Raw genomic sequence first — 25,260 nt, 5'->3', positions numbered from 1 at the left:
GTTAACTTTCGAAACGAAACTTAAGCTAATCATGTCGAAACGTAATACGCCTCAACGCCGCCACAACATTCTTGCTCTGCTCAACGAGCAGGGGGAGGTAAGCGTGGACGAGTTGGCCAAACGCTTCGAAACCTCCGAGGTGACGGTCCGTAAGGATCTGGCTGCGCTCGAAAGCAATGGGTTGCTGCTTCGTCGTTATGGCGGCGCCATCCCCATGCCCCAAGAATTGATTGGCGAACCCGGCCAGCCGGTTTCCAGGTTCAAACAAGCCATTGCCCGCGCTGCTGTTGCCCGCATTCGGGAACACGCACGGATCATCATCGACAGCGGCAGTACCACGGCTGCAATGATTCCGGAGCTGGGTTTGCAGCCGGGTCTCGTTGTGATGACCAATTCCCTGCATGTCGCCAACGCGCTGGGTGAACTGGAGCACGAACCGGTCCTGCTGATGACCGGCGGCACATGGGACCCGCATTCAGAGTCGTTTCAGGGCCAGGTGGCGGAGCAGGTGCTGCGTTCCTACGACTTTGATCAGCTGTTCATCGGCGCCGACGGCATTGATCTGACCCGCGGTACAACCACATTCAACGAGCTTCTAGGGCTCAGCCGGGTGATGGCCGAAGTTGCCCGGGAAGTGATCGTGATGGTCGAGGCCGATAAGGTCGGTCGCAAGATTCCCAATCTGGAGCTGCCCTGGAGCAGCGTCCATACCCTCATTACCGATGACCGCCTGCCTCAAGAGGCACGCGAACAAATTCAGGCTCGCGGCGTAACCTTGATTTGCGCTGCTGTTTCCTAGGAGAAGAACCATGTGTGGAATTGTCGGCGCTGTTGCTGAACGGAATGTTACTGCCATCCTGCTGGAGGGCCTCAAGCGCCTGGAATACCGGGGCTACGACAGCGCTGGCGTGGCGTTATTCAACAACGCTGGCGTGCTTGAGCGTCGTCGTCGAGTCGGCAAGGTCAACGAACTGGAGCGGGCACTCGCCGGCGAACCGGTCACAGGCCGCCTCGGCATTGCCCACACCCGCTGGGCTACGCATGGTGCACCGTTGGAGCGCAACGCTCACCCACATTTCTCCAACGAGCAACTGGCGGTGGTGCACAACGGCATCATCGAAAACCATGAGCCGCTTCGCGAGCGCTTGAAGGGTCTGGGTTATGTGTTCACGTCTGACACGGACACCGAGGTCATTGTCCACCTGCTGCACCATAAACTGCAGGACACGCCCGATCTGGCTGCGGCTCTGAAGGCGACGGTCAAGGAACTGCACGGCGCCTATGGCCTTGCGGTCATCAGCGCACAACAACCGGATCGCCTGATTGCCGCTCGCAGTGGCAGCCCGCTGGTTGTGGGTCTGGGCCTTGGGGAAAACTTCCTCGCTTCCGATCAACTGGCGTTGCGTCAGGTGACGGACCGCTTCATGTACCTGGAAGAGGGTGACATCGTCGAGATCCGTCGCGACAGCGTGCAGATCTGGGACGCTTCCGGCTTGCCCGTCGAGCGTGAGATCGTTCAGTACCACGAGGGCGCAGAGGCGGCGGACAAAGGCGAGTACCGCCACTTCATGCTCAAGGAAATCCACGAGCAGCCAAAAGTCGTGCAGCGCACCCTGGAAGGCCGCCTCGGTCAGCAGCAGGTTCTGGTGCAGGCATTCGGACCGCAAGCGGCGGAGCTGTTCGCCAAAGTACGCAACGTGCAAATCGTCGCCTGCGGCACCAGCTATCACGCCGGCATGGTCGCGCGTTACTGGCTCGAAGGCCTGGCCGGCATTCCCTGCCAAGTCGAGGTGGCCAGCGAATTCCGCTACCGCAAGGTCGTGGTTCAGCCGGACACGCTGTTCGTTTCGATCTCCCAGTCCGGCGAGACGGCCGACACCCTGGCCGCGCTGCGCAATGCCAAGGAACTGGGTTTCCTCGCCAGCCTGGCGATCTGCAACGTAGGCATCAGTTCGCTGGTGCGTGAATCCGATCTGACCCTGCTCACTCAGGCTGGCCCCGAAATCGGCGTCGCGTCGACCAAGGCGTTCACCACGCAGCTGGTCGCGCTGATGCTGTTGACGCTGTCACTGGGTCAGGTCAAGGGCACGCTGGGCGCTGGCGTGGAAGCAGAACTGGTTGAAGAGCTGCGCCGCCTGCCGACCCGCCTGGGTGAAGCGCTGGCGATGGATACGACGGTGGAGAAAATTGCCGAACTGTTCGCCGAGAAGAATCACACCCTGTTCCTGGGCCGTGGCGCGCAATTCCCGGTGGCGATGGAAGGGGCGTTGAAGCTCAAGGAGATCTCCTACATCCACGCCGAAGCCTACCCGGCCGGCGAACTGAAACACGGCCCGTTGGCACTGGTGGACAGCGACATGCCTGTCGTCACCGTGGCACCTAACAACGAGCTGCTGGAGAAACTGAAATCCAACCTGCAGGAAGTGCGTGCACGGGGCGGCGAGCTGATCGTCTTCGCGGACGAACAGGCCGGGCTGATCAACGGAGAGGGCACCCATGTGGTTTCCATGCCACATATCCTCGATGCACTGACGCCGATCCTTTACACGATTCCGCTGCAACTGCTTTCGTATTACGTGGCAGTGCTGAAGGGGACGGACGTGGATCAGCCGCGTAACTTGGCGAAGTCCGTGACGGTGGAATAAGTCATCCACTGCATACTGTTATTGATGGTTTGCGACAACATAGTTTGTCAGGGAACAACATAGTTTGTCTCGCGACAGTATAGTTTGTCACAGCGGCCAAGCCCCTGATTTTACAAAGATTCTTTTACAAGATCCGCCGTTTGTCCGGATTTGCAGTTACGTTACGTTGAGGGAGTAGGCTTGGGGATTGGGGCAACTCCTCGGGATGAGCTCAAAAGTTTCCTAAGCATATTTTTTTGGGGTGAAGGTATGCGATGCGGCGGGGGCTCAGGAGGTTCAGTTGCGCGGTCGCAGATTTGCCACAGAAGCTGACATCACTCGGCACTTTTCCAATGGCTTTGGAAGTGGTGCGGGGAACAGCTACAAGCCTTGGTTGCGTGTGCAGGACGTGCCTTCTCTTGGCCACTCTCGGAAGGTCCATGGGGCGAAAGTCGATCGCATTCATCACCTTCTCTCAAACCTGGAGCACGCTGCATTTTTGGTCTCCGAATTTTCGGAAGAGGTCGTGGACATTCGGGAGCAGTTTCCTCTTCTCCCGCGTGGAAACGCCCAGGCAATCGCCAGCACTATGGGTATACGCTACCCGCTGTATCCCAAAACCTCATTGCCGGTAGTGATGACGACAGACTTGCTGTTGACTGTGCGGGTGTCTAATGGAAGCCATAAACAAATAGCGTGGTCGGTTAAATACAAAAAAGACTTAGAAAATCTCAGGACTATTGAAAAGTTACAGATCGAAAAAGAGTTCTGGAATTCACAAGGCGTAGAATGGTCAATCATAACTCAGGAGCAGTTCACAACCGACCTGATCAATAATTTAGTAGTTCTCAGAAAATTTTCGGATATTCCTAATGCGTTACTTCAGTCTGATTTGATTGATGAGTTTTTATATTACTTAGAACAGTGTAGTGGTCACGGCTGGAGAACTGATGCAGCGCTCAGAAAAATTGCATCTAAACTCTATCTTCCTTATGGTGATGCAAAAACGCTCTACCATCATTTGATTTGGTCAAAACGAATTAAAGTTGATTTGGCCATTGCACCTATACAAACAGGGCTACGACTACCCCCATTCGAAATAGTCGATACGGTTAAGGTGCAAACCCTCAACACTGGAGAGGCAATATGAACATTCAGGTTAATGAGGTTTTCGAGCCTGTAACTGAAGATGCCATCGTCAGTGCTTCCTCTCGAGTATTGTGGATAAGCCAGAGGGAGGGCTTGATTGCCTTAATTGATATCTCATCAAATGTGGTTAAGCTTCCATCTGTCCTTGATTTGGCCGAATTTATGCGCTCCGCCCGATCCGGAGACATAAAACTGGCAAAAGTCAAAACCCCTCAATATATTCTTGTTCTAGAGGAAGCGCTCAGCTCAGAGCAGAAAGTAGGTCGAGATAAAAAATGGGAAATTATTGCACCTATAGTCTGTCATGAGATACCCGGCTACGTATTTTTCGCGGAAGAACTTGATGCTTTGGTATCTTCACGAGCTTTAGAGTTAGGCGTATACAAAAGAAAAATCTACCGACTGCTTCACAGATACTGGGTCAATGGCCAGATTAGAAATGCTCTTTTAAATGATTACACAAGGGTAGGGAAATCCTCTAGAATTTTTGTAGAGGGGAAGAGGCCGGGTCGAAAAGCAACCTACCAAGGTGAGCTGGTTACGCAATATAAGTTATTAGAGCCTGTTGATTTTAAATGCATAGAGGCGGGCTATGCACTATTCGTAGACGACGAAACTGCCTCTCGGCGTGCCGCCTACGACAAAATGCTGTCTATGTTTTATAAAGTCAAAGATCTTTCTAAACAGCCAGAGTCGGTAGGACAGCTCCTACCTACGTCTGAAATGCCATCGTATCGACAGTTTGCTCATCATGGAAGACGTTTCTTTGATGAGACCACCACAGCTAGAGGGCGGATGGGAGATCGAAAATGGCAGAAGGATGGTCGTGGCTTAGAAGGAACTGTTAGGGATAACTTGCGAGGCCCATGTCATCAGTTTGAAATCGACTCAACGGTTGCTGATATTTACTTGGTCAACAGCTACTCGCGGCATATGCTCATTGGGCGTCCGATAATTTACATTGTGATAGACAGCTACTCTGGCATGATTGTAGGTTTATACGTGGGGTTAGAAGGGCCGAGTTGGAACGGCGCTCGCCAAGCGCTTTTCAATGCCTTTACTCCGAAGCGGAAATTTTGCGCGCTGAATGGTGTCAACATCAGCGATGATGACTGGCCATGCCACCATATGCCTTATGAGATGTTTGCCGACCGCGCTGAAATGCTCGGTGAGGGCGCGGAAGGGCTCGCATCTGGTCTGGGAATTGATATAGGTATTGCCCCTCCGTTCAGACCAGACTGGAAGTCCATGGTGGAAAGTAGGTTCAACATTTTGAATAGCCTTTCCGGTATACGATGGATGCCAGGCGGGGTAGCGTCGCGTAACAAAGAACGCGGAGAACGTGATTATCGTTTGGATGCCACGCTGAACATGCGAGAATTCACCAAGATAATTATAAAGTGCGTGCTTCACTACAATAAATTTCATCGACAGCCCGCTCGGCTTTCCAAACCGATGGTCGACGATCAGGTTGAGCCAACTCCATTCGCTATTTGGAAGTGGGCCATTGAGAATGACTTCATGCGGGACAACAACCAAAGCGAAGAGCTTGTTTATTTAAATTTGCTACCAAGAGAAACCGGATCAGTCAGAAAGAACGGTATTTTGTTCCGGGGTATGCACTATGTGAGCGAGTATCTGACGCAAAATAATTGGACTGCTATCGCCAGAAACCAAGGTAGCTGGCCAATCGAGTGTTGGCATCTTCATGAGTCTGCAAACCATATCTGGATACGGGATGCCAATAAGCAATTTGTGAGATGCGATTTGCGAAAGTCGGATCAAAAATATGCTGACTATCGATCCGATGAGGTCTACGACATGCTTGAGGCATACCGCCAGGTGCCGCCTTCGCATACGAGAGCAGAGATTGAAAGCAGGGTTGCGCTGCTGGATGACTTTGAAGGGACTTTCGATACTGCTGCTTTGGAGAAAAAGCAGACCCCTTCACCTAAATCCAAGTCACGGGCCACGGGAAATATTCGCGAGCAACGATCAGAAGAACTGGCTCGTGAACGCGCCTCGGCTCAGATCCCCGACGGCGTTCTCCCAACAAAAGCTGCGATGCAAGAGCCCGCGAAAACCGATCATTCCCAGCATTTTGCCGGAGCGCGTGGTGCTGTGATCATCGATATGCTGAAGCGAATTCGGCCAGGTAACAAACCATGACGAGCACTCCTACCTTTGCCAGCTACACGAAGCAGGTCATCTCTGACTACGCAGGCAATCCTCTCATTGAGGCGCTGCCTCCTATTTTGTCATGGGAAGCGGCCGCGGGCCTGATTGCTAACCTGCCTGGAGATGCTACGCCTGAGGAGCTTGTACTTGAGCCGTGGGTTCGGATTCATTGTGTAGATCGACTACGTTCGATCGTGCAGCCTATGTCGATACACCTGGAGCTGGAGTCCGTTTTTTCGATGCTTATTCGGAGGGGCTACGTCGGCCGCAACCCTCATTCCCCCGAGACGGTCAGACACCTCCATTCGCTCTCCGGAGCTTCGCGGTTCTATGAGGGGTTCAGGTCTACCGCAGAGACGTTTAGCTTGGTTGGATTAAGCGGCATCGGTAAATCTACGGCGCTTTGGGCCATTCTCAGCCTGTACCCTCAAACCATTCGACATGAGCGCTTCGAAGGTCGCGCGTTCGTCCAGACGCAGATTACGTGGCTCAAGCTCGACTGCCCCAGAGATGGATCCCTGGCAGGCTTCTGTCAGGAGTTTTTCATTGCAGTGGGCAAAGCGTTGGGTGATGAGGGATACCACAGACGATTTCGTGCCAGAAATATCACCGACTCGCTGCAACAGATGGCGCAGGTGGCGAGTACCTTCTTCATCGGTGCCTTGCTAATCGACGAAATTCAAAACCTTCATGCAGCCAAAACAGGCGGCAAGGACAGCGTTCTCAATTTCTTCCTTCACCTGGTCAACAATATTGGTATCCCCGTTGTATTCATCGGTACCAATTCGATGGTGAGCCTGTTCTCCGGAGTTATGCGCAACGCTCGCCGCTGTTGTGGCAACGGGATTATCGAGTTTAAGAGGTTCGAGAAGGATGGCGATGAATGGCGGATGCTTGTCGAAAACCTCTGGAGCTACCAGTGGTGTCAGCAGCAAGGTGAGCTAACGGATGATATCTTTGATGCGATTTACGAGCACACCCAAGGTGTTACTGACATTCTGGTTAAGCTGTTGATCCTTACACAGCGTTATGTCATCCAAAGTGGGCTGGAGCGCGTCACGGCGGCAGCAATACGAATCGTGAGCGATTCCAAAATGCAGATTCTCAAGCCCGCACTTGATGCACTGCGCAGCGGCTCCCCTAATAGGATGGCTCAGTTTGATGACCTGCTTCCGGTAGATGAGCAGATCGCGGGTATGATGGACTTCGACTTCAGTCCAAACCCTGGCCGCCTGAAGGTTCTGCGCTCGGCCGGACGGCACGTCGCTGATGTACCCTCCGCGGGTGGGGCTGAACGGGCAAAGGTTGCGCCTTCAGTTGTGGCCGTGCCCTCGCAGCAGTCTATGGCCAAGCGGTTGGTTAATACCGAGAACCGGGTGGAGGCACTACGTGAAGCAGGATGGATAAACAACGATATTTTCGACTTTTCACCCCTTTACCGTTGTAGGGATTAGCTGACAAAGAGGTCGAGATGGAACATCGGTTTCATTTCTTTCCTGACCCTTTTCCTGACGAGACGCTGCATAGCGTTCTGTCTAGATATGTTCGTCTCTCAGGTTTTTGTGGGGCAGCCAAGGTGGTCGCATTGCCGCCATGGAAGGGGACCTTTTCGGATAATGTGCCTTTCCCTTGCCGACTCAATGAGCTCGAACAAGCACTGCCGCATGGGACTGGGCTAACAGTGGCGCGCATGGTCGAGGAGCATACGCTGCTGCCGTATTACCAGCCGTTCCTCTCTGAAATCCAGCTTCACCAAGCACGTTATCAAATGGAGTTTGGCACCGGCGCTGGTCTGAAGTTGAGCATGGGGTTGATTGCCAGCAGGCTGGAACATGCGTCATGTGCCCGGTTCTGTACCCATTGCATCGCTCATGACCGAGCCCATTTGGGAGCGGCTTATTGGCATCGAGTTCATCAGTTACCGGGCGTCTATATGTGTCCCTTTCACGAGGTGCCGCTCAGGGTTGTCGAGCATCGGGTTTTCAGCCAATTCAGAAGACGGCTGATGCTTCCCGACGATGACCCTGTCGGTTCGTGTGCCTATTCGCTCGAAATACCCTCGTTGAAACGTTCAACGTTGCTCCACCTCGCCAGATGCTCAAATAGGTTGCTTCAGGCTTTGGCCCCGCCTCTTGACCCGATCAATATTCGCAGTTCAATGCTGAGGGCTGCGGCTAACTCTGGTATTACCAGTCCGGGTCATCGGCTGCGGTTAAGTCAGTTGGCCAGGGTCATTGAGACCTATTTTGGCATGCTGCCCGACTCCGGGGAGTTCCAAATCCTTGCAGAGCATTCTCAGGGTTCTGCTCCTACTTGGGTGACTAAGCTCCTCAGAAAGCCCAGACATTCCCATCACCCGCTGAAGTACATCGTTCTCACGAACGCTCTCGGTCTTGATATCCGCGATTTACTAATCGATGGCCTAAGACCATCAGCTGGCTCAAGTCAGGCGGAGTTGATTGGCAGCCGATCACCGACGCCGGTGACCGGCGTTTGCGGTGATCTACCCTTCCATGTGCACCCTGCCGTGGGAAGACTCTCCGGATTGCGGCGGCTGGTTTGGAAGGATGCCCAGAAAGGTATGAGTGCGGGCGAAATTGCTGGTAAGCGCGGTGTTTCGCTTGCCACCATCTATCGAACGATCCGTGGGACTCCCTGTGGGCGAGAATGCTGGAAAGAGACCAAGTTTAACAGAGCGCTAGAGCTTCGTCGGAAGCGCTTTAGCCACCAATATAAGGACCGTTTCGCTCATGAGTGCGCTGACTATGCGTGGCTGTACAGAAATGACCACGACTGGCTGTCAGGACACTGCGATTCGAGCGGCTCGCGAAGATTGGGCCGCAAGCCAAGCTCTGTATTCGTTGACCTCGATCCATCCTTGGCTGCTGAGATCCACAGCTGTGCGAACAGACTCTTCTCTTCCCCCAGTAAGCCGGTGTGGGTGAACCGATCAAGGCTAGGTCGGGAGTTGGGCTCTCTGGCGAGGTTTGAAAAGCAATTGGGTAAGTTACCGATGTGCGCTGTGGCGCTGAATCAGGTTTGTGAGAGTCTTCAGCAATTTCACTGTCGTCGCCTCGCTTGGGCGAGGCAACAACTGCTGCTGGATGGTCTCCGGGTCACTAAATCTAGGCTTTACAGGCTGGCAAGCATCCGAATGGGATAGCTTTAATGCACTGACCGGCCGCTCTGAAACAGAACTGACCTGACAATCAGTTTTCGAGTACGTCCTGCAGTTTCCTCGATTTTAAGGGAACATAGGAACGCCCTCCGACTACCTTACGTGGACCTGGTGGTCCCTCCCACTGACGAGTTACCCCCGTCCTCTTGAGTAACTCGTCCGGATTGATCTGCGTTTTAATCACCTTCTCCACATCCCACTCGAAGTGACTGATTACTGCAGCCCATACAGTACTTGAGATAGACGATACTAGTACGCGACCCGTGTGGTTGGGAGGAAGCTTATATTTCGACATTTCTGATAACGCAAGTAATACTCGGCGTAACTGGAAGTGCCAATACGACTCCAGATTAACTTCTAGCTGATTCGATGCAAGAGGAAACTGCTGCTTGCGCGTTGTAGGACAAACAGGCAGCCACCCCGGTGACAATCGTCGCATGTTGGTAATGTTCACCCGTAGTTGGCCAGGGCGAATGAGAAATAAATCGACCACACCGTTAGAAATCGAGTTCGCATACTCCTCATCACGACGATGTGGTTTAAGGGAAATGACTGCCTTCGGTACCATTCCGTTGATGAGGGCGTCGTTCAACCAAACCTTATCATTTGCGACCAACCATAACGTCGCTTGATAAGCATTTGCCCACAAGTAGTCCAGAGTGACGGACGAGCGAGTCTTAAGGATTATGGTAACTTTCTGGCGATGCAGCTTGCGCTTACCAACTGATGATATATTCTTTTCCTGCTCGGACCGAGGCTTTCTCTTGGCGCTTTGAAAGATCAACGCCTCATGTGCGAGGCGCTCTTCAAAGTTATCCACCGTTTTGAACAGATGAAATGCCAAGATCAGGTGCCGAGTGATAGGCATATCCAGCATGCCGCCAATGGCGGTCATTCTGATCCATTGGTGATATTTTCCTTGACCATATGCATGATCAATTCTGGCCAACAGCTCTTCACCAAAATGACTTTTTACTCCAATCAGCAACTTCTTTTTAGATTGCAGCTTTCCAGCGGTGTATCCGAGCTCTTTGTTTTTGCGGGAATAACTGCTGGCTAATATTTCAGTTTTAATCGCTGGCAGATTCCGTTCTAGAAGGGTTTTCGAGAAAAATGCAAAGTCTTGTTCGATTTTTGAGCCTTGCAAAGATAGATTCGATAGCAGTGGATTCCATCCACATACGCACTCTGCTGCCAAGTTGGGAAGCAGTTTATTTCTCCTGTAAAAAGGATGCGAGCATTTTGGGCAAGCCTGAAGCAGTGTCTCTCCGTGACGCCAGCATACGGTGATACCAGGGATATGGTGTGCTCGGTGCCAGTAAGAGTGGCCTTGTTCTATTAAATCTGCGCGTACGCAAGCAAGGCAAAATTTTGCCATGCGATGATTGCTGACTTCTCGGCGGGGGATCCGGCAGGTCGCCGAAGCCATAACCCCGTCCCTGCTTTCGGCTAAACCCAAAAAAGGTTTGTAAACGGGCAGTATGGTGTTTGACGCCAACAGCTCTTCCATGTTGGCGTCCTTATCGCCGGGTAGTCTAGATGCGATGTCATCGATTCTCTTGGGGATGATGTTTAGGGAGAATGGCGCGGTGCCGAAAATGTCTCTGAAGGTTTCGTTCTCGGTTCTGTTTCCAGAAAGTATATGATACCTAGCTATTCGAGAAGGCAATGTCTCGTCAGGGAGAGAAGATGGAAAAAAAAGGATAGTAGAAGACATTTTTTCGCTCTAACTCGTATTTTTTTTCGTGCAGGGCCGCATACTTATCTGGCGAACGCACTCTTATGTTAATGTAACGATAACGTCGAATCGAGATGATTAAAGTCGGCATCCTAGTCCTATTTATTATAAAAAAAAAGATTTAAGACCAAAAAAAGTTAGTTTGCATCTTAAAGTGATATTATACCAAACAACTTTCGCGTTCCGCCGCAGGCTCAGATGGCTGCGATACACTGCCGCTGTACGTGATATATTACGGATCGTTCTCAGCTGCTATTCGTACCATCTAAGCTAACCTACCTCGTCGGCCAAGATTTCACCGTATAAGTGCCGAGGTGTGACGCTGGTGTCGGACTCTACAGGAGCGGAAGATGATCCTTTTTTTGGATTTTGATGGGGTTCTTCACCCTGACGCGGTTTTCTTAACTCGTAAAGGCCCGAAATTGCGCGACGAGGGTGAACTGTTCATGTGGGCAAGCCTTCTTGAGACGGTGCTCCAAGAATTTCCCAACGTTCAGATCGTGCTGAGTACCAGTTGGGTTCGGAATATCGGGTTTTCTCGCGCGATAAAGCGGTTGCCCCTTTTTATTCAGCAACGTGTCGTAGGGGCTACTTGGCACAGCTCGATGGCAACTGGATGGGCGGACGCGGATTGGTGGGACCAATCCTCTCGGTACGGCCAGATCATCCGCTACGTAGCCCGTTCAGCGGTCAGTGATTGGATTGCGATTGACGATGATTTAGAAGGATGGGCTGATGCTGATCGTCATCGATTGGTTGCCGTTGATCCCACCCTTGGGCTATCTGAGAACCGCGCTATTAATGAGCTTCGGAGCAAGCTTGGCCCCCGAGGGCGAGTGACACATTGATCTGCCCATGAGACCCATCGGTATTACCGTGACCATTTTTTGCCGCTTGGCCCATAACCCGATAGACCGCCTTACTCTGAATGAGCCCTAAGCTTAGCTGGGGCATTCTTTGCTTCCTCGAGCGGTTTGAATTGAAGTGCTTCTGTAGACGCCTTCAGGCTCTAAGCACGGCCTGCAAACTCGTGCAACTGTCCGCTTTTGGCAGAAAGCTGCCACTCCCCGGCGCGGACAAGTGGCTGCAGTTTGTAATCGTGGGGCTATGAACCACTTCTCCTAAGCCGGGATGAGGTATTGAGCGCAGCGTCTGGCGGGGAAATGCCCGTCGCGGAAACCTTCGCGTTCTCTCTGAGCCATACGGTACGGACGTCTTCACTAGCTTCAGAATCTCTGAACCGAGGCGGTGATTGGCGAGATCGGCGCAAAGCAATTGCGGCCTCCGGAGCCGCTGTATCCGATTCTCCTATTCGATGCTCCTCGCGCCTTGGGAAATCCAGCCGCCAACGATGACTGCATAGAGGGCCATGCCGCTTGAATCGGGCGTGTGTGAGGCCTCCGCTGTTCAACGCACGCCTGGTCAGGCGCTTGTGCATTCAGCAGGCTCACGCGGCTGAAGTTGCATCGTAGTGCGCGTCCAAGATCCTGCTTGCCAAATCTCCGTCGCTGGCTATATTTGTAAAACGTTTTAGTAAAACGTTTTACAAACTGTAGAATTGTTTCGACAAAAACAACAACAAGAGAAAAATCGCCATGTCACTGACCCGACGCCGTTTCGTACAGTCCGCTGCCCTCAGTGCCGCCGCGCTGACCCTGCCTTCATTTGCTCGTGCCGCTACCCCAGTATTGCGCCTGTCGTCGACCATGACTTCAGACGATAACTCAGCTCACTATTTGTTCTATCAACGCCTCGTGGAAAATCTCAAAGAGTCGGTGGGCGATCGCATTCGCATCGATTTTTTCCCCAACGGCCAGCTCGGCAAGGAGGCTGACGTTGTGCAGCAAGTGCGCCTGGGGTCGATCGACATGATGGTCACCGGCAGTTCGATTTGGGCCACGGCCTTGCCTGAATTGGCGCTGCTGGACCTGGGTTTCCTGTTCGACAGTTACGAGCATGTCGCTCGCTCTGTGGACAGCGGCGTCGGCGAGACCTACAACAAGTTGCTGCAAGAGCGCACCGGTTGCACGGTGGTAGGCTGGGGTTCGCATTTCAGTGCCCGCAGCGTGTACACCAAGCCACCGATCAAGGACCTGGAGAGCATCAAAAACGTCAAATTGCGGGTGCTGCCAACCCAGGCCTTCATCGAAACCTTCAAGCTGATGGGCGCCATTCCGACGCCGATCGCCTTCAACGAGGTCTACACCGCGGTGCAGACCGGGGTGGTCGAAGGCTTCGAGCATGACGCCGCCAGTGTGCTGGCCAACAAACTCGATGAAGTGGTGCGCAACAGCTGGCAGACCAACCATCTGTTCAGCCCATGCATTGCGGTGATAGGCAAGCGCGGGCTGGCGAAAATCCCGGCAGACCTCCAGCCGGCTTTCGTCCAGGCCGCACAGGAAGCTAGCGTCTACCAGCGCAAAGCGGCGGCGGTCAAGGGCGCAGAAGCCATCACAGCGCTAGGCAAGGGTGGCATGACTTTTTTCCCCATGGCCGATGGCGAACGCGACAACATTCGCAAAGTCATGCGTGAGAAGTTGTGGGTGCCGTTCACCCAGACCAATCCGTCGATGGCGCCGGTACTGGCGGCCATTGATGCCGCCCGCGGGTAACCCGCCGCCGTGCATTGTCCTTGACCTATAACAACAAGAGACACTCATCATGAACTCATCCACCAGCGCCCTCGCTGTCGCGGATAAGACACTGCAGAATCATCCCGAACAGGCCGCAGGCCAGCTGATCCCGGTCAAGGACTGGGGTTTTAATGCTCAGCTGGGCAGCGGTCGCTTGCTGGCAATGCTCTGCACGTTCATCGAAAGATTGTGCGCGGTGGTGCTGGCGGTGGACGTGCTGGTGGTGTTCGTTTCTGTAATTCTGCGCTACTTCGCGCATCACCCGGTGGACTGGGCCGAGGAGGTCGCACGGGGCCTGATGGTGATGCTGGTATTCCTCGGCGGCGCCACCGTGCTGGCGCGCAAACAACATGTACACGTGGACTTCTTTCGCGCGTTGTTGCCTGCAGCCTGGCAACAGGCGGCACATCAGATCGGTGGTTGGCTGGTGGCGGGCACCGCAGCGGGACTGGCGTTTTCTTCCTGGTTGCTCCTCGAAGATTCGGTCAACGTCGCCACGCCCATGGGCTTGCCGCAATGGCTCAACGTGCTGCCGGTGTTCCTCGGCGCGTTGCTGATGACGGTAGTGGGCATCGCCAATGCGCTGAATGGCGCGACGCGCATGACCTGGCTGACGCTGATCGGCTGCCTGGTCGCCGGCGGGGGAATTTATGCCTGGAATAGCCAGTTCGAAGCCTATGCGCTGCAACCCTGGAGTCTGCTGCTGGGCGGGTTCATCTGCGGGTTGTTGGTGGGCGTGCCCATCGCCTTCGTCCTGGCGCTGTGCGCGCTGTTGTACTTCATGGGCGATTCGACGTTGCCGATGGTCATCTACTCGCAACAGGTCATGGCCGGGATGGACCATTTCGTGTTGCTGGCGATTCCGTTCTTTGTTTTGGCGGGCCTGGTGATGGAGGTCAACGGGATGTCCACGCGCCTGATCGAATTGCTGGTGCGGGTGTTCGGTCGGGTCAGAGGCTCGATGAATCTGATCGCGATCCTGGCCACGGCGTTTTTCTCCGGTGTCTCGGGCTCCAAACTGGCAGACATCGCCGCCGTCGGCGGGATTGTCGTGCCGGCGGTCAGGCGCACCAAACAAGACCCGGCCGAGACAGCAGCGGTGCTGGCGGCCTCAGGCGTGATGGCCGAAACCATTCCTCCCTGCATCAATATGATCATCATGGGTTTCGTCGCCAATATCTCGATTGGCGGGCTGTTCCTCGCCGGGATTGTACCGGCGGTGGTACTGGCCATGGGGCTGGCGACAATGGCGGTGATCTTCGGGCGCAAGGTCGACCCAGATCTGGCCTTCCCCAAACGCACGCCGTTGCTGCGCCTGTTGGGCGGGGCGCTGGTGGCGTTGACCATGGTGGCGATGATCGGCAAGGGCGTGACCTCAGGGGTGGCCACCTCCACCGAAGTGTCGGCGTTTGCCGTGGTCTACGCCTTGCTGGTCGGCGGCATCACCTTTCGCGAACTGACGCCCAGGGGCGTCGCCAAGCTCTTCGTGCGCTCGGCCTCCATGGCCGCAGGGATTCTGTTCATCATCGCTGCGGCGTCCAGTGTGGCGTTTACCCTGACAATCCTGCAGATTCCGTCGATCATTTCCGATTTCATGCTGGCTTTGGCGCACAACTATGGCCCAGTGGCGTTTTTGATCACCTCGGTGCTGATCATGATTGTGTTCGGCGCGGTCCTGGAAGGCGCTCCGGCACTGATTATCTTCGGGCCACTGCTTGTGCCCATTGCCGTGCAGGTGGGGGTTAATCCTCTGCACTTTGGCACGGTGGCCGTCATCGCCATGGGTTTGGGGTTGTTTTCGCCGCCGTTCGGTCTGGGGCTGTTCGCCACCTGCGCGATGACTGGCACGCGGGTCGAAGACGTCTCGCGCCGGATGCTCAAGTACCTCTGTTTGCTGGTGGTCATGCTGATTCTGATTGTTTTGGTGCCATCGATTTCTCTGTGGCTGCCACGTACTTTTAATATGGGTTAACGCAACATGGCAACGATTCATGATGTAGCTGCTTTGGCGGGTGTTTCGGTCAGCTCGGTGTCCAACGTGCTCAATCAACGCGCAGACAAGCTCGGCGCCGACACGTTCGCCCGTGTCGAGGCGGCGATTCTCAAGCTCAATTACCGGCCCAATCGCGTGGCCCGCCAGCTCAAGACCGGCCACACGCCGATGCTCGGGCTGCTGGTGCCCTCTACCGCCAACCCGATGTACGGGCAGATCGCGCTGAAGATCGAGGCGGCCGCCCAAGCACAGTTTTCTTATAGGTTGCTGCTCGGCAACACCCATCGGGACAAACAGCAGGAAGCCGGCATGTTCGACGATCTGCTGTCGTTCGGCGTGCGCTCGGTGATTGTGGTTTCTTCGCGCGATGACGAGCGCCACCTGGAGGCGGCGGTCCAAAGCGGCCTCACCGTGGTTAGCTACGACCGTCAGACCACCGTGGGGGCTGATTCGCAAGTCGATCACATTTCACCGGACAACTTTCAGGCGGGTTACGTCGCTGCCGCTCATTTGATCGAACACGGCCATCGACGCCTGGCGTTTCTGGTGCCCAGCGGCAAGACGGTCAGCCGTAGCGCCAAGATCCAAGGCTTTTTCGAGCGAGCCCAGCAGGCCGGCCCGCAGGTCAGTGCCGAGGTGATCGAGGGCATTGTCGCCTACACCTTCGGTGACTCCGAACTGGCAGATCTGGGGTTTGCAATGGCTGGCAAGCTGGCCGACATGAAGCCCCGGCCGACCGGGGTCGTGACAGTTAACGACATGCTCGCCATGGGCCTGATGTCCGGTCTGCATCAGGCCGGACTGCGGGTCCCCGAGGATATTTCGCTGGTCGGCATGGACGGTTTGTCCATCGCCGCCTTCACCAACCCCGGCCTGACATCGGTTGCCATGCCGCTGACCGAGATGGCCGAGGTGATGGTCCGCCGCGCGGTGGAGCGCTCCCGGGACCGGCAACAGCCGGCCCTCAATCTGGTGTTTCAACCAACGCTGATTTCCCGCCATTCCGTGGCCCCACCTGGCGCTGACAAGAGAGCGTGAGCATGACCGATATTTTCCTGACTCACGCGCCTGAGGTGCGTGATAACTATTACCCCGAGCGCCCGCTCAAGCAGTTGCAGGCGCTGGGCAATGTGCGTCTGAACGATGCCCCTGGTCTGCTCTCGCTTGATCAATTGGTGGCGCGCGCCGAAGGCTGCCAGATTATCGTTGCCAGCCGTGAGGCCGCCGCCCCGGCGGAGCTGTTCGAGCGCCTGCCGCAGTTGGCAGCGATCTGTCGGGTGGCGGTGGACATACGCAACATCGATGTCGAGGCGGCTAACCGTCACGGCGTGCTGGTGACCCGCGCCACGCCGGGTTTCGACACCTCGGTCAGCGAGTGGGTGATCGGCGTGATGATCGATCTGGCTCGCGGTATCAGCCGTGCTGCCGCCGACTATTGGCAGGGCAAGACGCCACGCATCCTCATGGGCCGCGAGCTGCGCGGTGCGACGCTGGGGATTATCGGCTATGGGTTCATTGGCCAGCGTCTGGCCGACATCGCCCGGCTGCTGCAGATGCGCGTGCTGGTCAACGATCCGCTAGTGGAAATCAACGAGCCAGCCATCGAACAGGTGTCGTTCGAGGAGGTGGTCAGTGCCTCCGATTACGTGGTGTGTCTGGCGCCGGCCTTGGAGCAAACCCACAACCTGTTCGGCCACAGGGCTTTTGCTGGGATGCGCCGGGACACGTTTTTCATCAATGCCTCCCGTGGCGAACTGGTGGATGAGCAGGCGTTGCTGCAGGCCCTGGACCAGGGACTGATCGCCGGTTGCGCGCTAGACGTCGGCCGGGCCGCGGACCAGATGCCCAGCCCGGCGCTGGCGGCGCACCCGAAGGTCATCGCCAGCCCGCACATCGGCGGGCTGACGCCCCAGGCCAGTGAGCATCAGGCGCTGGACACCGTATGCCAGGTTCAGGCACTGCTCGAAGGACGGGTGCCCCAAGGCGCTGTGAACCTGAGCCAGGCCGCGCGCGCCCGAGACGTCTTCGGCCTTCAACAACAATAAACCGGAGTATCCCCGACGATGACCCAGCCTACAAATGCCACCGACTGCCATGTGCATGTCTATGAGCCTTTGCGTTTTCCTCTGGCGCAGCAGATAGCACCTGCCAGCTGGAGCGACTATCAGCAGGTCCAGCAAGACCTTGGTTTACAGCGAGCAGTGCTGGTGCAGGCCAATGGTTACGGCTTCGATAACGCGTGTCTCCTAGAAGCCCTGGCGCAAGCCGGCAAGGCGGCTCGGGGCATCGCCGTGGTCCACCCGGACGCGCCCTGGAGTGAAATACTGCGTTTGCATGAGCAGGGCGTGCGCGGCGTGCGTTTCATGCTGGTCCCCGGTGGTGGCGGAGCGTTGGGCTGGGATTCACTGGAGACAGTTTCCTCGCGCATTGCCGACTTGGGGTGGGTCATCAATCTGCAGCTCGATGGTCGAGAAATGGCGGAGTACGAAGCGCGTTTAAAGGCAATGCCAAGCAAGTTGAGCATCGACCACACCGGCAAGTTTCTCGAGCCGGTGCCAGTCAATCACGCTGGGTTCAAGACACTGCTGCGGTTGCTCGATGGCGGCAATACCTGGGTCAAGGTTTCGGCGCCTTATGAAACCTCGAAGGTCGGCGCGCCGCACTATGACGACGTCAGCGTGCTGGCCAGGACGCTTGTCGAGGCGAACCCGCAGCGCTGCCTGTGGGCAAGTAACTGGCCGCATCCGGGGCGCAACCCGCAACCGGAGAATGGCGCGATGCTAGAGCTGCTTTCCTACTGGGCCCCGGAGACTGAGGTACGCCGACAGATTCTGGTGGACAACCCGGCCGAACTCTATGGCTTTGGGGACTGACAGCGAGGATGCGATGGCCGATCTTTCGCTCTGCTGGCTATCGGGGCTGTGACGTGTGGGGGCATAAGCTGCCGCCCCTGTCTATGTCCACCAACCCGTGCTGAAGTGTCGGATATGGCCAGCGCTGTGCTCGACAACTCCGACGCGGTGATGCTCTCCGCTGGAAGTGCCGCAGGCGCATACCCTATCGAAGCCGTTTGAGCCATGGTGCGAGCCTGCCTGGGTGCGGAAAAGTACCCGACCAATCAAAATTCTAAGCCGCCGCCTGTACACCCGCTTCGAGCGTTGCGACGAAGCATTGCCTTGGCGGCTAGGTATACGGCAAACCATTTCTAAAGCGTCAGGGCGATCATCGCGCTCACCGAAAGTGGCTACACCCCGCTAATCACGTCGCGTCTGCGTTCGCATGTACCGATCTCCGCGCTGACTCTGCACCGCGCTACCCAGGTCCGTACCTCAATGTTCCGCAACGTCTACCCGATCGCTTTCGACCCGGACTCACTGCCCGCCGACAAGATCAGCCAAGCGGCATTCAAGGAGCTACTGCAGCGCGGTCTAGTGCAACAGGCCGATTGCTACATGTCATTAAGGGCTGCAAACGACCCAGGCTGTGCGAAAACGCGCTAAATAACTCGAAAAGTGAGAGTGGCGAGGGTTGACTATGGAGTCAGCAGTCGGAAGCGCGAATTACCTAAGTCAGCTCCGTAGACGTTCGTAATGCCGTTTAGGCCGCGTCAGCGGCCCAAAAAGGCTTCTAACTGGTGGGCCAGGCGGCTGGGTTCAAGCCCTGATCGCCTCAAGCAGTCCTGCGATGCCGAAGATGCTCATCATTCGTTTGAGGTTGTAGGCGAGCACATGAAGGCTCATCTCAGTGCTCACCCTCGGCAGGGTTTTGGTCAGGAAATGGGTACTTCCCATCCAGAACTTGAGCGTTCCAAAAGGATGTTCAATGGTCTGTCGACGAACCCTCATCATTTCTGGATTGGTTTCTAGCCTAACTTGCATCGCATCGACTACAGCCTCATGTTCCAGCGTTTCACACGGCGCTTCTTACCCGTCGTACATTGCTTTTGCATTGAGCAAGACTGGCAACCCGAGTACCAGTAACAGTGCAGTAGCATTCCGTCTTCCACCGTTGAGTGGCGCCTTGTCAGTAACTGTCCCGCAGGGCACCTATACTCGTCTGACGCAGCGATGTAGATGAAGTCCTGCTTGCCAAATCGGCCTTCCGCTTTGCTGCCAGATGTCAGGGGTTTCGGTACGAAGGTAGTGATGCTTGCTCGCTCGCAAGCAAGGATTTCCAGACCTTTGTAATAGCCTCGGTCGACCACCACCGTAAGCGATTCAGCCTCGATTTCTCCACGCGCTTGGTTCGCCATATTGCTCAGTTGCGCCCGGTCATTGCCAACGTTGGTCACCTCATGGGCAATGATCAGATGGTGCTTTTCGTCGACGGCTGTTTGTACGTTATAGCCAACCGTTCCGGTGCCTCGGCCGCTCGGGCCATCGAGCGGGCGTCAGGATCGGTGAGGGAGATTTGTTTGTCTGGGCTTGCGTGAAGCTGCGCCTCGATTTCCTTGAGTTTTTGCATCTGTTTTTTCAGCATTTCTATCTTTTCTTTCAGCCGCTCTGCTTTGGCCTCGGCCACTTCGGGCGTTGCCCGATCCGCCGAATCCATCGCCGCTAGATATCGATCAATACTCTGTTCGATCTGCTGCATGTGTGCCTTCACTTTGCCCTGGGTGAAGTTGCGGTCGCGACTATTGACGGCTTTGAATTTGCTGCCGTCGATGGCGATGATCGATTGGGAAAAGAGATTGAGGTTGCGACAAAGAACTACGAATTGTCGGCAGACGCTGCGAATGGCTTTGCCGTTGTCTTTGCGAAAGTCGGCAATGGTTTTGAAGTCCGGAGCCAAACGCCCGGTTAGCCACATTAACTCGACGTTGCGCTCGGACTCACGCTCAAGCCGGCGGCTGGACTGAATCCGATTGAGGTAGCCAGAGATATAGATCTTCAGCAACACCGCTGGATGGTAGGCCGGACGACCAGTTGCGGCAGGCTCCGCACCCTCAAAACCAAGTGCGACCAGGTCGAGTTCATCGACGAAAACGTCGACCACTTGGACTGAATTTTCTTCGGTTACGTAGTCGTCCAGGCTCTCCGGCAGCAGCGTCACCTGCGTCCGAGTCTCGCCCTCAATGAATCGCTTCATGATCGCCCCGATACGATCTAGACGATCAGAAGGTTAGACAATCATTGGCGTTTTCACACAGCCTGGACCCGAAGCTGCCGTTCATCGCGAGCTGCAACCGGGTGGAAGGTACTTGTTGCGCAGGGCTGCAATCTACTGAGCATTGCAGCCATCCACGGTCGAAACAAGGTATGGGCGTTAGCCCTTCTTAAACACGTATCATTGCGGTCGCCGGTCTAGGTGCAGCTCTAGAGAGCCCTGCCAAACTTGCTATCCGTCACTATCTGTCGCTATACATCGCTATACATCGCTATACATCGCTATACATCGCTAGCGGGTCGTTATCTCTCTGGCCATTTCGGCCGCAAGCCTAAAGCCCCCCGACCGTTGATGGCCGACTGCCGACTGCCCCTGACGCGAAGGACTGCTATGCGGCGAGAGCCACCGGTCGTGATAGACGACACGAGCAACGCAGAGGCCGCTATTAAAGCTGGCTGGCAAGGCCACACACAGCGATTCGGGCGTGTTACGGATAGACTGTGCATTCTAGACGTTCGGTGAGCGCCATTAGGAGGTCGTGATGAAGATTACCGGTAGAGTCGAGATTGAAGCCGTGACAGATGTTGTATGCGACGTCTGCCAACTCACCACAAGGGTGCAGAAAGGCGGTCTTCAGTTCGCCACTCTCCAAGCGCTCTGGGGGTACGGAACGAAGCACGATGGCGAGCGCTACGAGGTACACCTTTGTGAGGGCTGCTTCTTTCAGGCGATTGCCAACCTAAAGCAAGAGCGGCGGACCCAGAGCCTATTTGACGACAATGGTGGGCTTGTGGAAAAAGATTTTGGTTTAGTGGCAAAGGATGATTTCTTCGGCGACGCCGTCCGAAGCTAAGAGTTTTGCAGGGCATGACTGGATAATCAGCGCACGGCCTGAAGGTTCGGAGCCCGTGCTCGCTCCCGCGTCTTGTGGCCGACTATTGCCAGACGCGTAGGGCCGCAAAGGATCGACAGGCGCCTACGGCGACCGACGCCAGTCGACCTAGAACAGTAGTAACGGGCAGATACTGCTGCACAGGCGTATTGCGTGACTACCACGCCTCCAAGGTGATCAGTCTTCGCGCGGTCCGAGATAGCCGCCTGTTAACTGCACACGATCACAGCTGAACATGTGCGCGTAAGGGCTTTCACTGCAACGACCCACCAAAGGCACCTTTTGCTCGGGTTTGCCTGGCAATAGCAGAACTCTACCGCTACATAATGGGCAGTCTCCACTAAAGTGTACAAAGCGCGATAGCCGGCTATGATTGCTGATGATGTATTTTTTAAGCTGGTAAGAGGCGACCGATGCCTGATCCGGCGTAGCTATTGCGCGACTCTATGTTTATCCCTGATCTTAGACCTCACCCCCCAAGCGTTGATAGCGTCGCTCAAAGGCTTCGGCACCCCCTTCCATTACCTGGCAAACCTCCTGTCGCATATCTTGCTCCTGTAGCGAACCGGTTTGCTTCACATGGCACTGGTTGTTGAAGTCCAGCACATGGATCAGCTCAGCGTCGCCATTGACTACGATGTTAGGGTTGTGAGTTACGATTATTAGCTGCCGGCGCTGTTTGTTAGATCGGATCTGCTGAACAACCAGTCCATAGATCAGGTGGTTGTCTAGGTCATCCTCTGGCTGGTCGAGCACCAAGGGCTCACCCCCATGTGCTAGCAAAAATGCCAGCATGGCGGCTGCGCGCTGCCCCGCAGAGGCCTGACTGATGGATTGGAAATCACGGCCATTACCTTTGCGACTGTATTCCACCTTTAGACCGTCCTCAGGGAACCAGCACAGCAGGTGGTCCATGTATTCGGGTCGTTTCTCGGCTTCAGCTTTCAGAAACTTGTTGAACCAGCCGCCAAACTCAGGCTTGCCACGGCACGCTTGGGTTAGTCGGGACTTCAAAGCTTTCATCGATTCTTCGAAACTGGACGTATCCCCGAGTAGCTCGACTGCAACCACTAGGTCCGCAATGAGTCCTTTTGCAGAAGAGCCCGGCTGTTCCTGATACAGGTCATCCGCATATTTGCCGTCTGGCACGCCCAAGGCTTCACGCAACGATCGTTCAATCGCATGTGTATCTTGGCTGTAGGGAATGAGCTCGATCCTCACGTACGGATTGTCGTGGAGAATGGCCTGCAGGAATTCCCTGCGTCGGTCGCTGACTGTCCGGCGTACTACCTGTACTTGCTCTAGCTGTGACATCGCGGTGCTGCGCAATTCAGCATGTTGCGATTTCACTGCGGTCAAGTTTCTCAGCTCAGTATCCAGCCGCTGTGCCTCTTGAACCAAGCGGCCGTACTCGCTTGGGTCATTGACTCCCTGCTGCAGAAGGCTCTCTTTCAGCTGATGGTAGGCTTCTGTAGCAGTAGTGATTCGAGTAAACCAGGCCGATGAATCGAGTTCATCCTTAAGCGTTTTTCCAAGCGTTGCCAATTTGGCAGCGGATGCTTCGACCTCCTGCCTTGCCTGATCGATACCGGCATTCAACGCATCAAAGAAAGCCAGCGCCGGAGCGTCATCATTGGCCTCAAATAGCCCTAACTGCAGGTCCTCCGGCTGTAAAGTGGCAGCAACGTTTTCCATATTAATGGCGAGCTCGGCCGCCGTGTTAAGTTGACGTTCAAGCTCACGATGTTGCTGGCTCGTGCGCTGGTAGTTTTTTAATACGACCGTATGGTCCGCACCTTCGAAGCGCTCAAGTTTTCTCTTAATGTCCTGCAGTGCGAGCGTCAAGGAATCGAGCCCTGATAATCTTCCTTCCATCTCGCGCATGCGAGCTCGGGACGCCAGAAAAGCGCTTACTGCTTCCTCATGTGCAGACCGCTGTAAACGCGTGTCAGCGGCATCATCGATTACCTTGAGTAACGCCTGCTGACTGTCGCCGGCCAAGGCGGCAATCTGGCCCTGACTAAAAAGCCTTACCGGAAAGCGCTGATCATTGATGACCTGACTGTCCGAGAGCATGAAGTCGGTAGAGAAGATGTCCCATTCTTCCACAGCGTTTTCAGTGTCATCCTTTCGCCAGTTAAGTCGATATGGCCAACCATCTCGAAGAACTTTTACACGAACTGCTGTGTCGTCGAGTAGGCCGCCATTGTCATTCTTGGTCTTCGCGACAGCGTTAAACTTGCTAAAAGTTTGTCCAGCCTCGGATAATTGCGACAGTTCCTTCTCTCTCCGATATGCCAAACGAAGGGCGTGCACGATGGTGGATTTTCCTGTTCCTCGACCACCTATCACTGCATTGAAGTATGGGTTGAGAGGTAGAGAGACCCCTGCTTTACCTCGGCCCATGTAACGTGCATTTCGGATTTCAATGGACTCAATGAAGTGCTCGGGGGTCTTGAATGGTGCAAACCCACTGCACTGATCACTTCGGCGGACGGAAACGTCCTGTCCATCCAGCAGCGCCAATCTGAGTCCTTCCATGGTGGGTTTAGCCATTTTCACCCAGGTGAAGCGCGAGCCCGGGACCGCTGAACCTTTGAAACTGTGGCAATCGCTTCCGACTACGCTGGCAAAGCGTAGTTTCAGCTCATCGAGCATTTTGGGAGGCGTGCTGCTTCCTGAAGTCCACTCAATCGCTAAGATGCCTGGCTCTTGAAGAACTTGCTTGACGGTGTTCGTATCCAGTAAACATTTGCGGGTACCCGTTTCAACCTGCAGCAGGCCCTTTTCGCCTTCCGCATGAGCAGGAATCGCTAGACCACCTTCGGCGATGACATGCTCAATCACCCTCGCAGCGCCCTCACGTGTCACACCGTCACTGTCGCCACGCGTACCTGCATAATGCACTTTAGCTAGCAAATCACTGATGGTTTGGCTGGAAGCGGATGGGTCAAAAATGGCCAGTAGATGGAAGCCGCCCTGAACAGATATCTCCACACCAGGGAATAAATGTAATTCGCGGAAGCCCTCGGGCGGGCTACCGGCATCTGCCAGACTCTTCATGTCTGTGTAAGAGATTTTGAGGCTGTCTACCCACTCACCGCTGTTGTGATCAGTGACCGCCACACAGTCAATTTCGGCGGCCATGTATTTAAGCAGCCATTTTTCTGGGGTCAGCTCATTAGGGGTGCCAATCGCAGCTTGCCAGGCAGTCGTATCCTTGGATGCCGGGGTATGCGTATGAAAATCGAATTTCCACCAGCGGGCGCCGGCGTATGGCCAAAGCTGACTCATGTTCTCTCCTTGTTGGCCATCCTTAACGGCTTACTACCGGTAGTGCTCGTGTCCAGTTACAGATAGCACTTTGCCGCAATCGTATCGCTCAATCGTCCGATCCGGCTACATGATTCAGCTCGTTGTCGAGAATACGATCTGACAATTGAGCAGCTAAGGGACATTGCGTGGTTGCTGGGAAAGAACTGGATGTGTAGGCAGGGTATTCCCCTTCACCGCCCGGTCTACCGATAGGCCAAGGAGAACACGAAGAAGCTCTTTGGATCGGTACGCCTGAGCTACCCGCAAACAAGGGTATGCTTTCGAGCGTTTCAATTCGGTTCTCCCAGCAGTAACTTCAGCTCTGCGAGATGCGCGCTGAGGAATCTAATTTTGGACGTCGAACGAAGTGTTGAGGAATGGAACGGTCGATGGTTGATCGTTACTGGACGTGTTGTATGCACTGGCTGCATGGAAAGCCAAGCACTGGAAGACT

15 protein-coding genes and 2 pseudogenes are annotated in these 25,260 nt (G+C 55.1%); 14 read left to right on the top strand and 3 right to left on the bottom strand.

Translation table 11 applies throughout. From position 1 onward, the window contains the following. The first annotated feature begins 28 nt into the window (after nucleotides 1-28). From ACYASU_RS24435 to ACYASU_RS24410, 6 genes are all read left to right on the top strand, one after another. Nucleotides 29-799 (top strand): DeoR/GlpR family DNA-binding transcription regulator, encoded by a 771-nt coding sequence (locus tag ACYASU_RS24435; RefSeq protein ID WP_206079319.1) that lies wholly within the window; start codon nucleotides 29-31, stop codon nucleotides 797-799. A 10-nt stretch (nucleotides 800-809) separates the two neighbouring features. Next, nucleotides 810-2,645 carry a glutamine--fructose-6-phosphate transaminase (isomerizing) gene (gene glmS, locus ACYASU_RS24430; protein ID WP_463584346.1) on the top strand — a complete coding sequence of 612 codons (1,836 nt, stop codon included), beginning with the start codon at nucleotides 810-812 and terminating at the stop codon, nucleotides 2,643-2,645. Nucleotides 2,646-2,925: 280 nt separating this feature from the next. Then, nucleotides 2,926-3,774, top strand: coding sequence for a TnsA endonuclease N-terminal domain-containing protein (locus tag ACYASU_RS24425; RefSeq protein ID WP_463584345.1), 849 nt, complete (start codon nucleotides 2,926-2,928; stop codon nucleotides 3,772-3,774). Further along, a complete protein-coding gene (locus ACYASU_RS24420; protein ID WP_103359882.1) occupies nucleotides 3,771-5,942 on the top strand; it encodes a transposase in 2,172 nt (723 codons plus the stop codon). The genes ACYASU_RS24425 and ACYASU_RS24420 overlap by 4 nt, the downstream gene beginning before the upstream one ends. Further along, complete coding sequence (locus ACYASU_RS24415; protein WP_103359881.1) at nucleotides 5,939-7,405, top strand: ATP-binding protein; 1,467 nt, start codon at nucleotides 5,939-5,941, stop codon at nucleotides 7,403-7,405. Before ACYASU_RS24420 ends, ACYASU_RS24415 begins: the two co-directional genes overlap by 4 nt. 17 nt (nucleotides 7,406-7,422) lie before the next feature. Beyond that, on the top strand, nucleotides 7,423-9,114 hold the full coding sequence (locus ACYASU_RS24410; RefSeq protein WP_103359880.1) for a TnsD family Tn7-like transposition protein: 1,692 nt from the start codon (nucleotides 7,423-7,425) through the stop codon (nucleotides 9,112-9,114). Nucleotides 9,115-9,160: 46 nt separating this feature from the next. Here the strand turns inward: ACYASU_RS24410 and ACYASU_RS24405 are convergent, their stop codons facing one another. Continuing rightward, on the bottom strand, nucleotides 9,161-10,846 hold the full coding sequence (locus ACYASU_RS24405) for a TniQ family protein (protein ID WP_103359879.1): 1,686 nt from the start codon (nucleotides 10,844-10,846) through the stop codon (nucleotides 9,161-9,163). Nucleotides 10,847-11,217: 371 nt separating this feature from the next. On the opposite strand from ACYASU_RS24405, the gene ACYASU_RS24400 reads away from it, so the two are divergent. From ACYASU_RS24400 to ACYASU_RS24370, 7 genes and pseudogenes are all read left to right on the top strand, one after another. After that, on the top strand, nucleotides 11,218-11,715 hold the full coding sequence (locus tag ACYASU_RS24400; protein ID WP_103359878.1) for an HAD domain-containing protein: 498 nt from the start codon (nucleotides 11,218-11,220) through the stop codon (nucleotides 11,713-11,715). A gap of 747 nt (nucleotides 11,716-12,462) precedes the next feature. Continuing rightward, nucleotides 12,463-13,479: a TRAP transporter substrate-binding protein gene (locus tag ACYASU_RS24395; RefSeq protein ID WP_103359877.1), complete on the top strand. Its 1,017-nt coding sequence runs from the start codon at nucleotides 12,463-12,465 to the stop codon at nucleotides 13,477-13,479. A 49-nt stretch (nucleotides 13,480-13,528) separates the two neighbouring features. Further along, nucleotides 13,529-15,472, top strand: coding sequence for a TRAP transporter large permease (locus ACYASU_RS24390; protein WP_103359876.1), 1,944 nt, complete (start codon nucleotides 13,529-13,531; stop codon nucleotides 15,470-15,472). Nucleotides 15,473-15,478: 6 nt separating this feature from the next. Then, nucleotides 15,479-16,531, top strand: a complete 1,053-nt coding sequence (locus ACYASU_RS24385) for a LacI family DNA-binding transcriptional regulator (RefSeq protein WP_103359875.1) — start codon at nucleotides 15,479-15,481, stop codon at nucleotides 16,529-16,531. Between the two features lie 2 nt (nucleotides 16,532-16,533). Then, nucleotides 16,534-17,538, top strand: coding sequence for an NAD(P)-dependent oxidoreductase (locus ACYASU_RS24380; protein WP_103359874.1), 1,005 nt, complete (start codon nucleotides 16,534-16,536; stop codon nucleotides 17,536-17,538). Between the two features lie 18 nt (nucleotides 17,539-17,556). Then, complete coding sequence (locus tag ACYASU_RS24375) at nucleotides 17,557-18,366, top strand: amidohydrolase family protein (protein WP_103359873.1); 810 nt, start codon at nucleotides 17,557-17,559, stop codon at nucleotides 18,364-18,366. A 90-nt stretch (nucleotides 18,367-18,456) separates the two neighbouring features. Then, a pseudogene (locus ACYASU_RS24370) lies at nucleotides 18,457-18,939 on the top strand (pyruvate kinase); the annotation flags it as partial. 207 nt (nucleotides 18,940-19,146) lie between these two features. On the opposite strand, the pseudogene ACYASU_RS24365 reads toward ACYASU_RS24370, so the two are convergent. Continuing rightward, a pseudogene (locus tag ACYASU_RS24365) lies at nucleotides 19,147-20,581 on the bottom strand (IS1182 family transposase). Between the two features lie 559 nt (nucleotides 20,582-21,140). Between ACYASU_RS24365 and ACYASU_RS24360 the strand changes: the two are divergent. After that, entirely contained in the window at nucleotides 21,141-21,452 is a 312-nt protein-coding gene (locus tag ACYASU_RS24360) for a hypothetical protein (protein WP_103359872.1), read from the top strand. A 501-nt stretch (nucleotides 21,453-21,953) separates the two neighbouring features. On the opposite strand, the gene ACYASU_RS24355 is transcribed toward ACYASU_RS24360, so the two are convergent. Continuing rightward, nucleotides 21,954-24,785 carry a TrlF family AAA-like ATPase gene (locus ACYASU_RS24355; RefSeq protein ID WP_103359871.1) on the bottom strand — a complete coding sequence of 944 codons (2,832 nt, stop codon included), beginning with the start codon at nucleotides 24,783-24,785 and terminating at the stop codon, nucleotides 21,954-21,956. Between the last annotated feature and the right edge of the window lie 475 nt (nucleotides 24,786-25,260).

The organism is Pseudomonas sp. HP_12 (assembly GCF_055283955.1).
This window is presented reverse-complemented; position numbering and strand designations above follow the sequence as displayed.

Coding starts and splice junctions, on each gene's coding strand:
- ACYASU_RS24375 (WP_103359873.1), top strand. CDS start 17,557: ATGACCCAGCCTACAAATGCCACCGACTGCCATGTGCATGTCTATGAG.
- ACYASU_RS24380 (WP_103359874.1), top strand. CDS start 16,534: ATGACCGATATTTTCCTGACTCACGCGCCTGAGGTGCGTGATAACTAT.
- ACYASU_RS24360 (WP_103359872.1), top strand. CDS start 21,141: ATGAAGATTACCGGTAGAGTCGAGATTGAAGCCGTGACAGATGTTGTA.
- ACYASU_RS24395 (WP_103359877.1), top strand. CDS start 12,463: ATGTCACTGACCCGACGCCGTTTCGTACAGTCCGCTGCCCTCAGTGCC.
- ACYASU_RS24390 (WP_103359876.1), top strand. CDS start 13,529: ATGAACTCATCCACCAGCGCCCTCGCTGTCGCGGATAAGACACTGCAG.
- ACYASU_RS24355 (WP_103359871.1), bottom strand. CDS start 24,785: ATGAGTCAGCTTTGGCCATACGCCGGCGCCCGCTGGTGGAAATTCGAT.
- ACYASU_RS24420 (WP_103359882.1), top strand. CDS start 3,771: ATGAACATTCAGGTTAATGAGGTTTTCGAGCCTGTAACTGAAGATGCC.
- glmS (WP_463584346.1), top strand. CDS start 810: ATGTGTGGAATTGTCGGCGCTGTTGCTGAACGGAATGTTACTGCCATC.
- ACYASU_RS24385 (WP_103359875.1), top strand. CDS start 15,479: ATGGCAACGATTCATGATGTAGCTGCTTTGGCGGGTGTTTCGGTCAGC.
- ACYASU_RS24405 (WP_103359879.1), bottom strand. CDS start 10,846: ATGTCTTCTACTATCCTTTTTTTTCCATCTTCTCTCCCTGACGAGACA.
- ACYASU_RS24410 (WP_103359880.1), top strand. CDS start 7,423: ATGGAACATCGGTTTCATTTCTTTCCTGACCCTTTTCCTGACGAGACG.
- ACYASU_RS24400 (WP_103359878.1), top strand. CDS start 11,218: ATGATCCTTTTTTTGGATTTTGATGGGGTTCTTCACCCTGACGCGGTT.
- ACYASU_RS24415 (WP_103359881.1), top strand. CDS start 5,939: ATGACGAGCACTCCTACCTTTGCCAGCTACACGAAGCAGGTCATCTCT.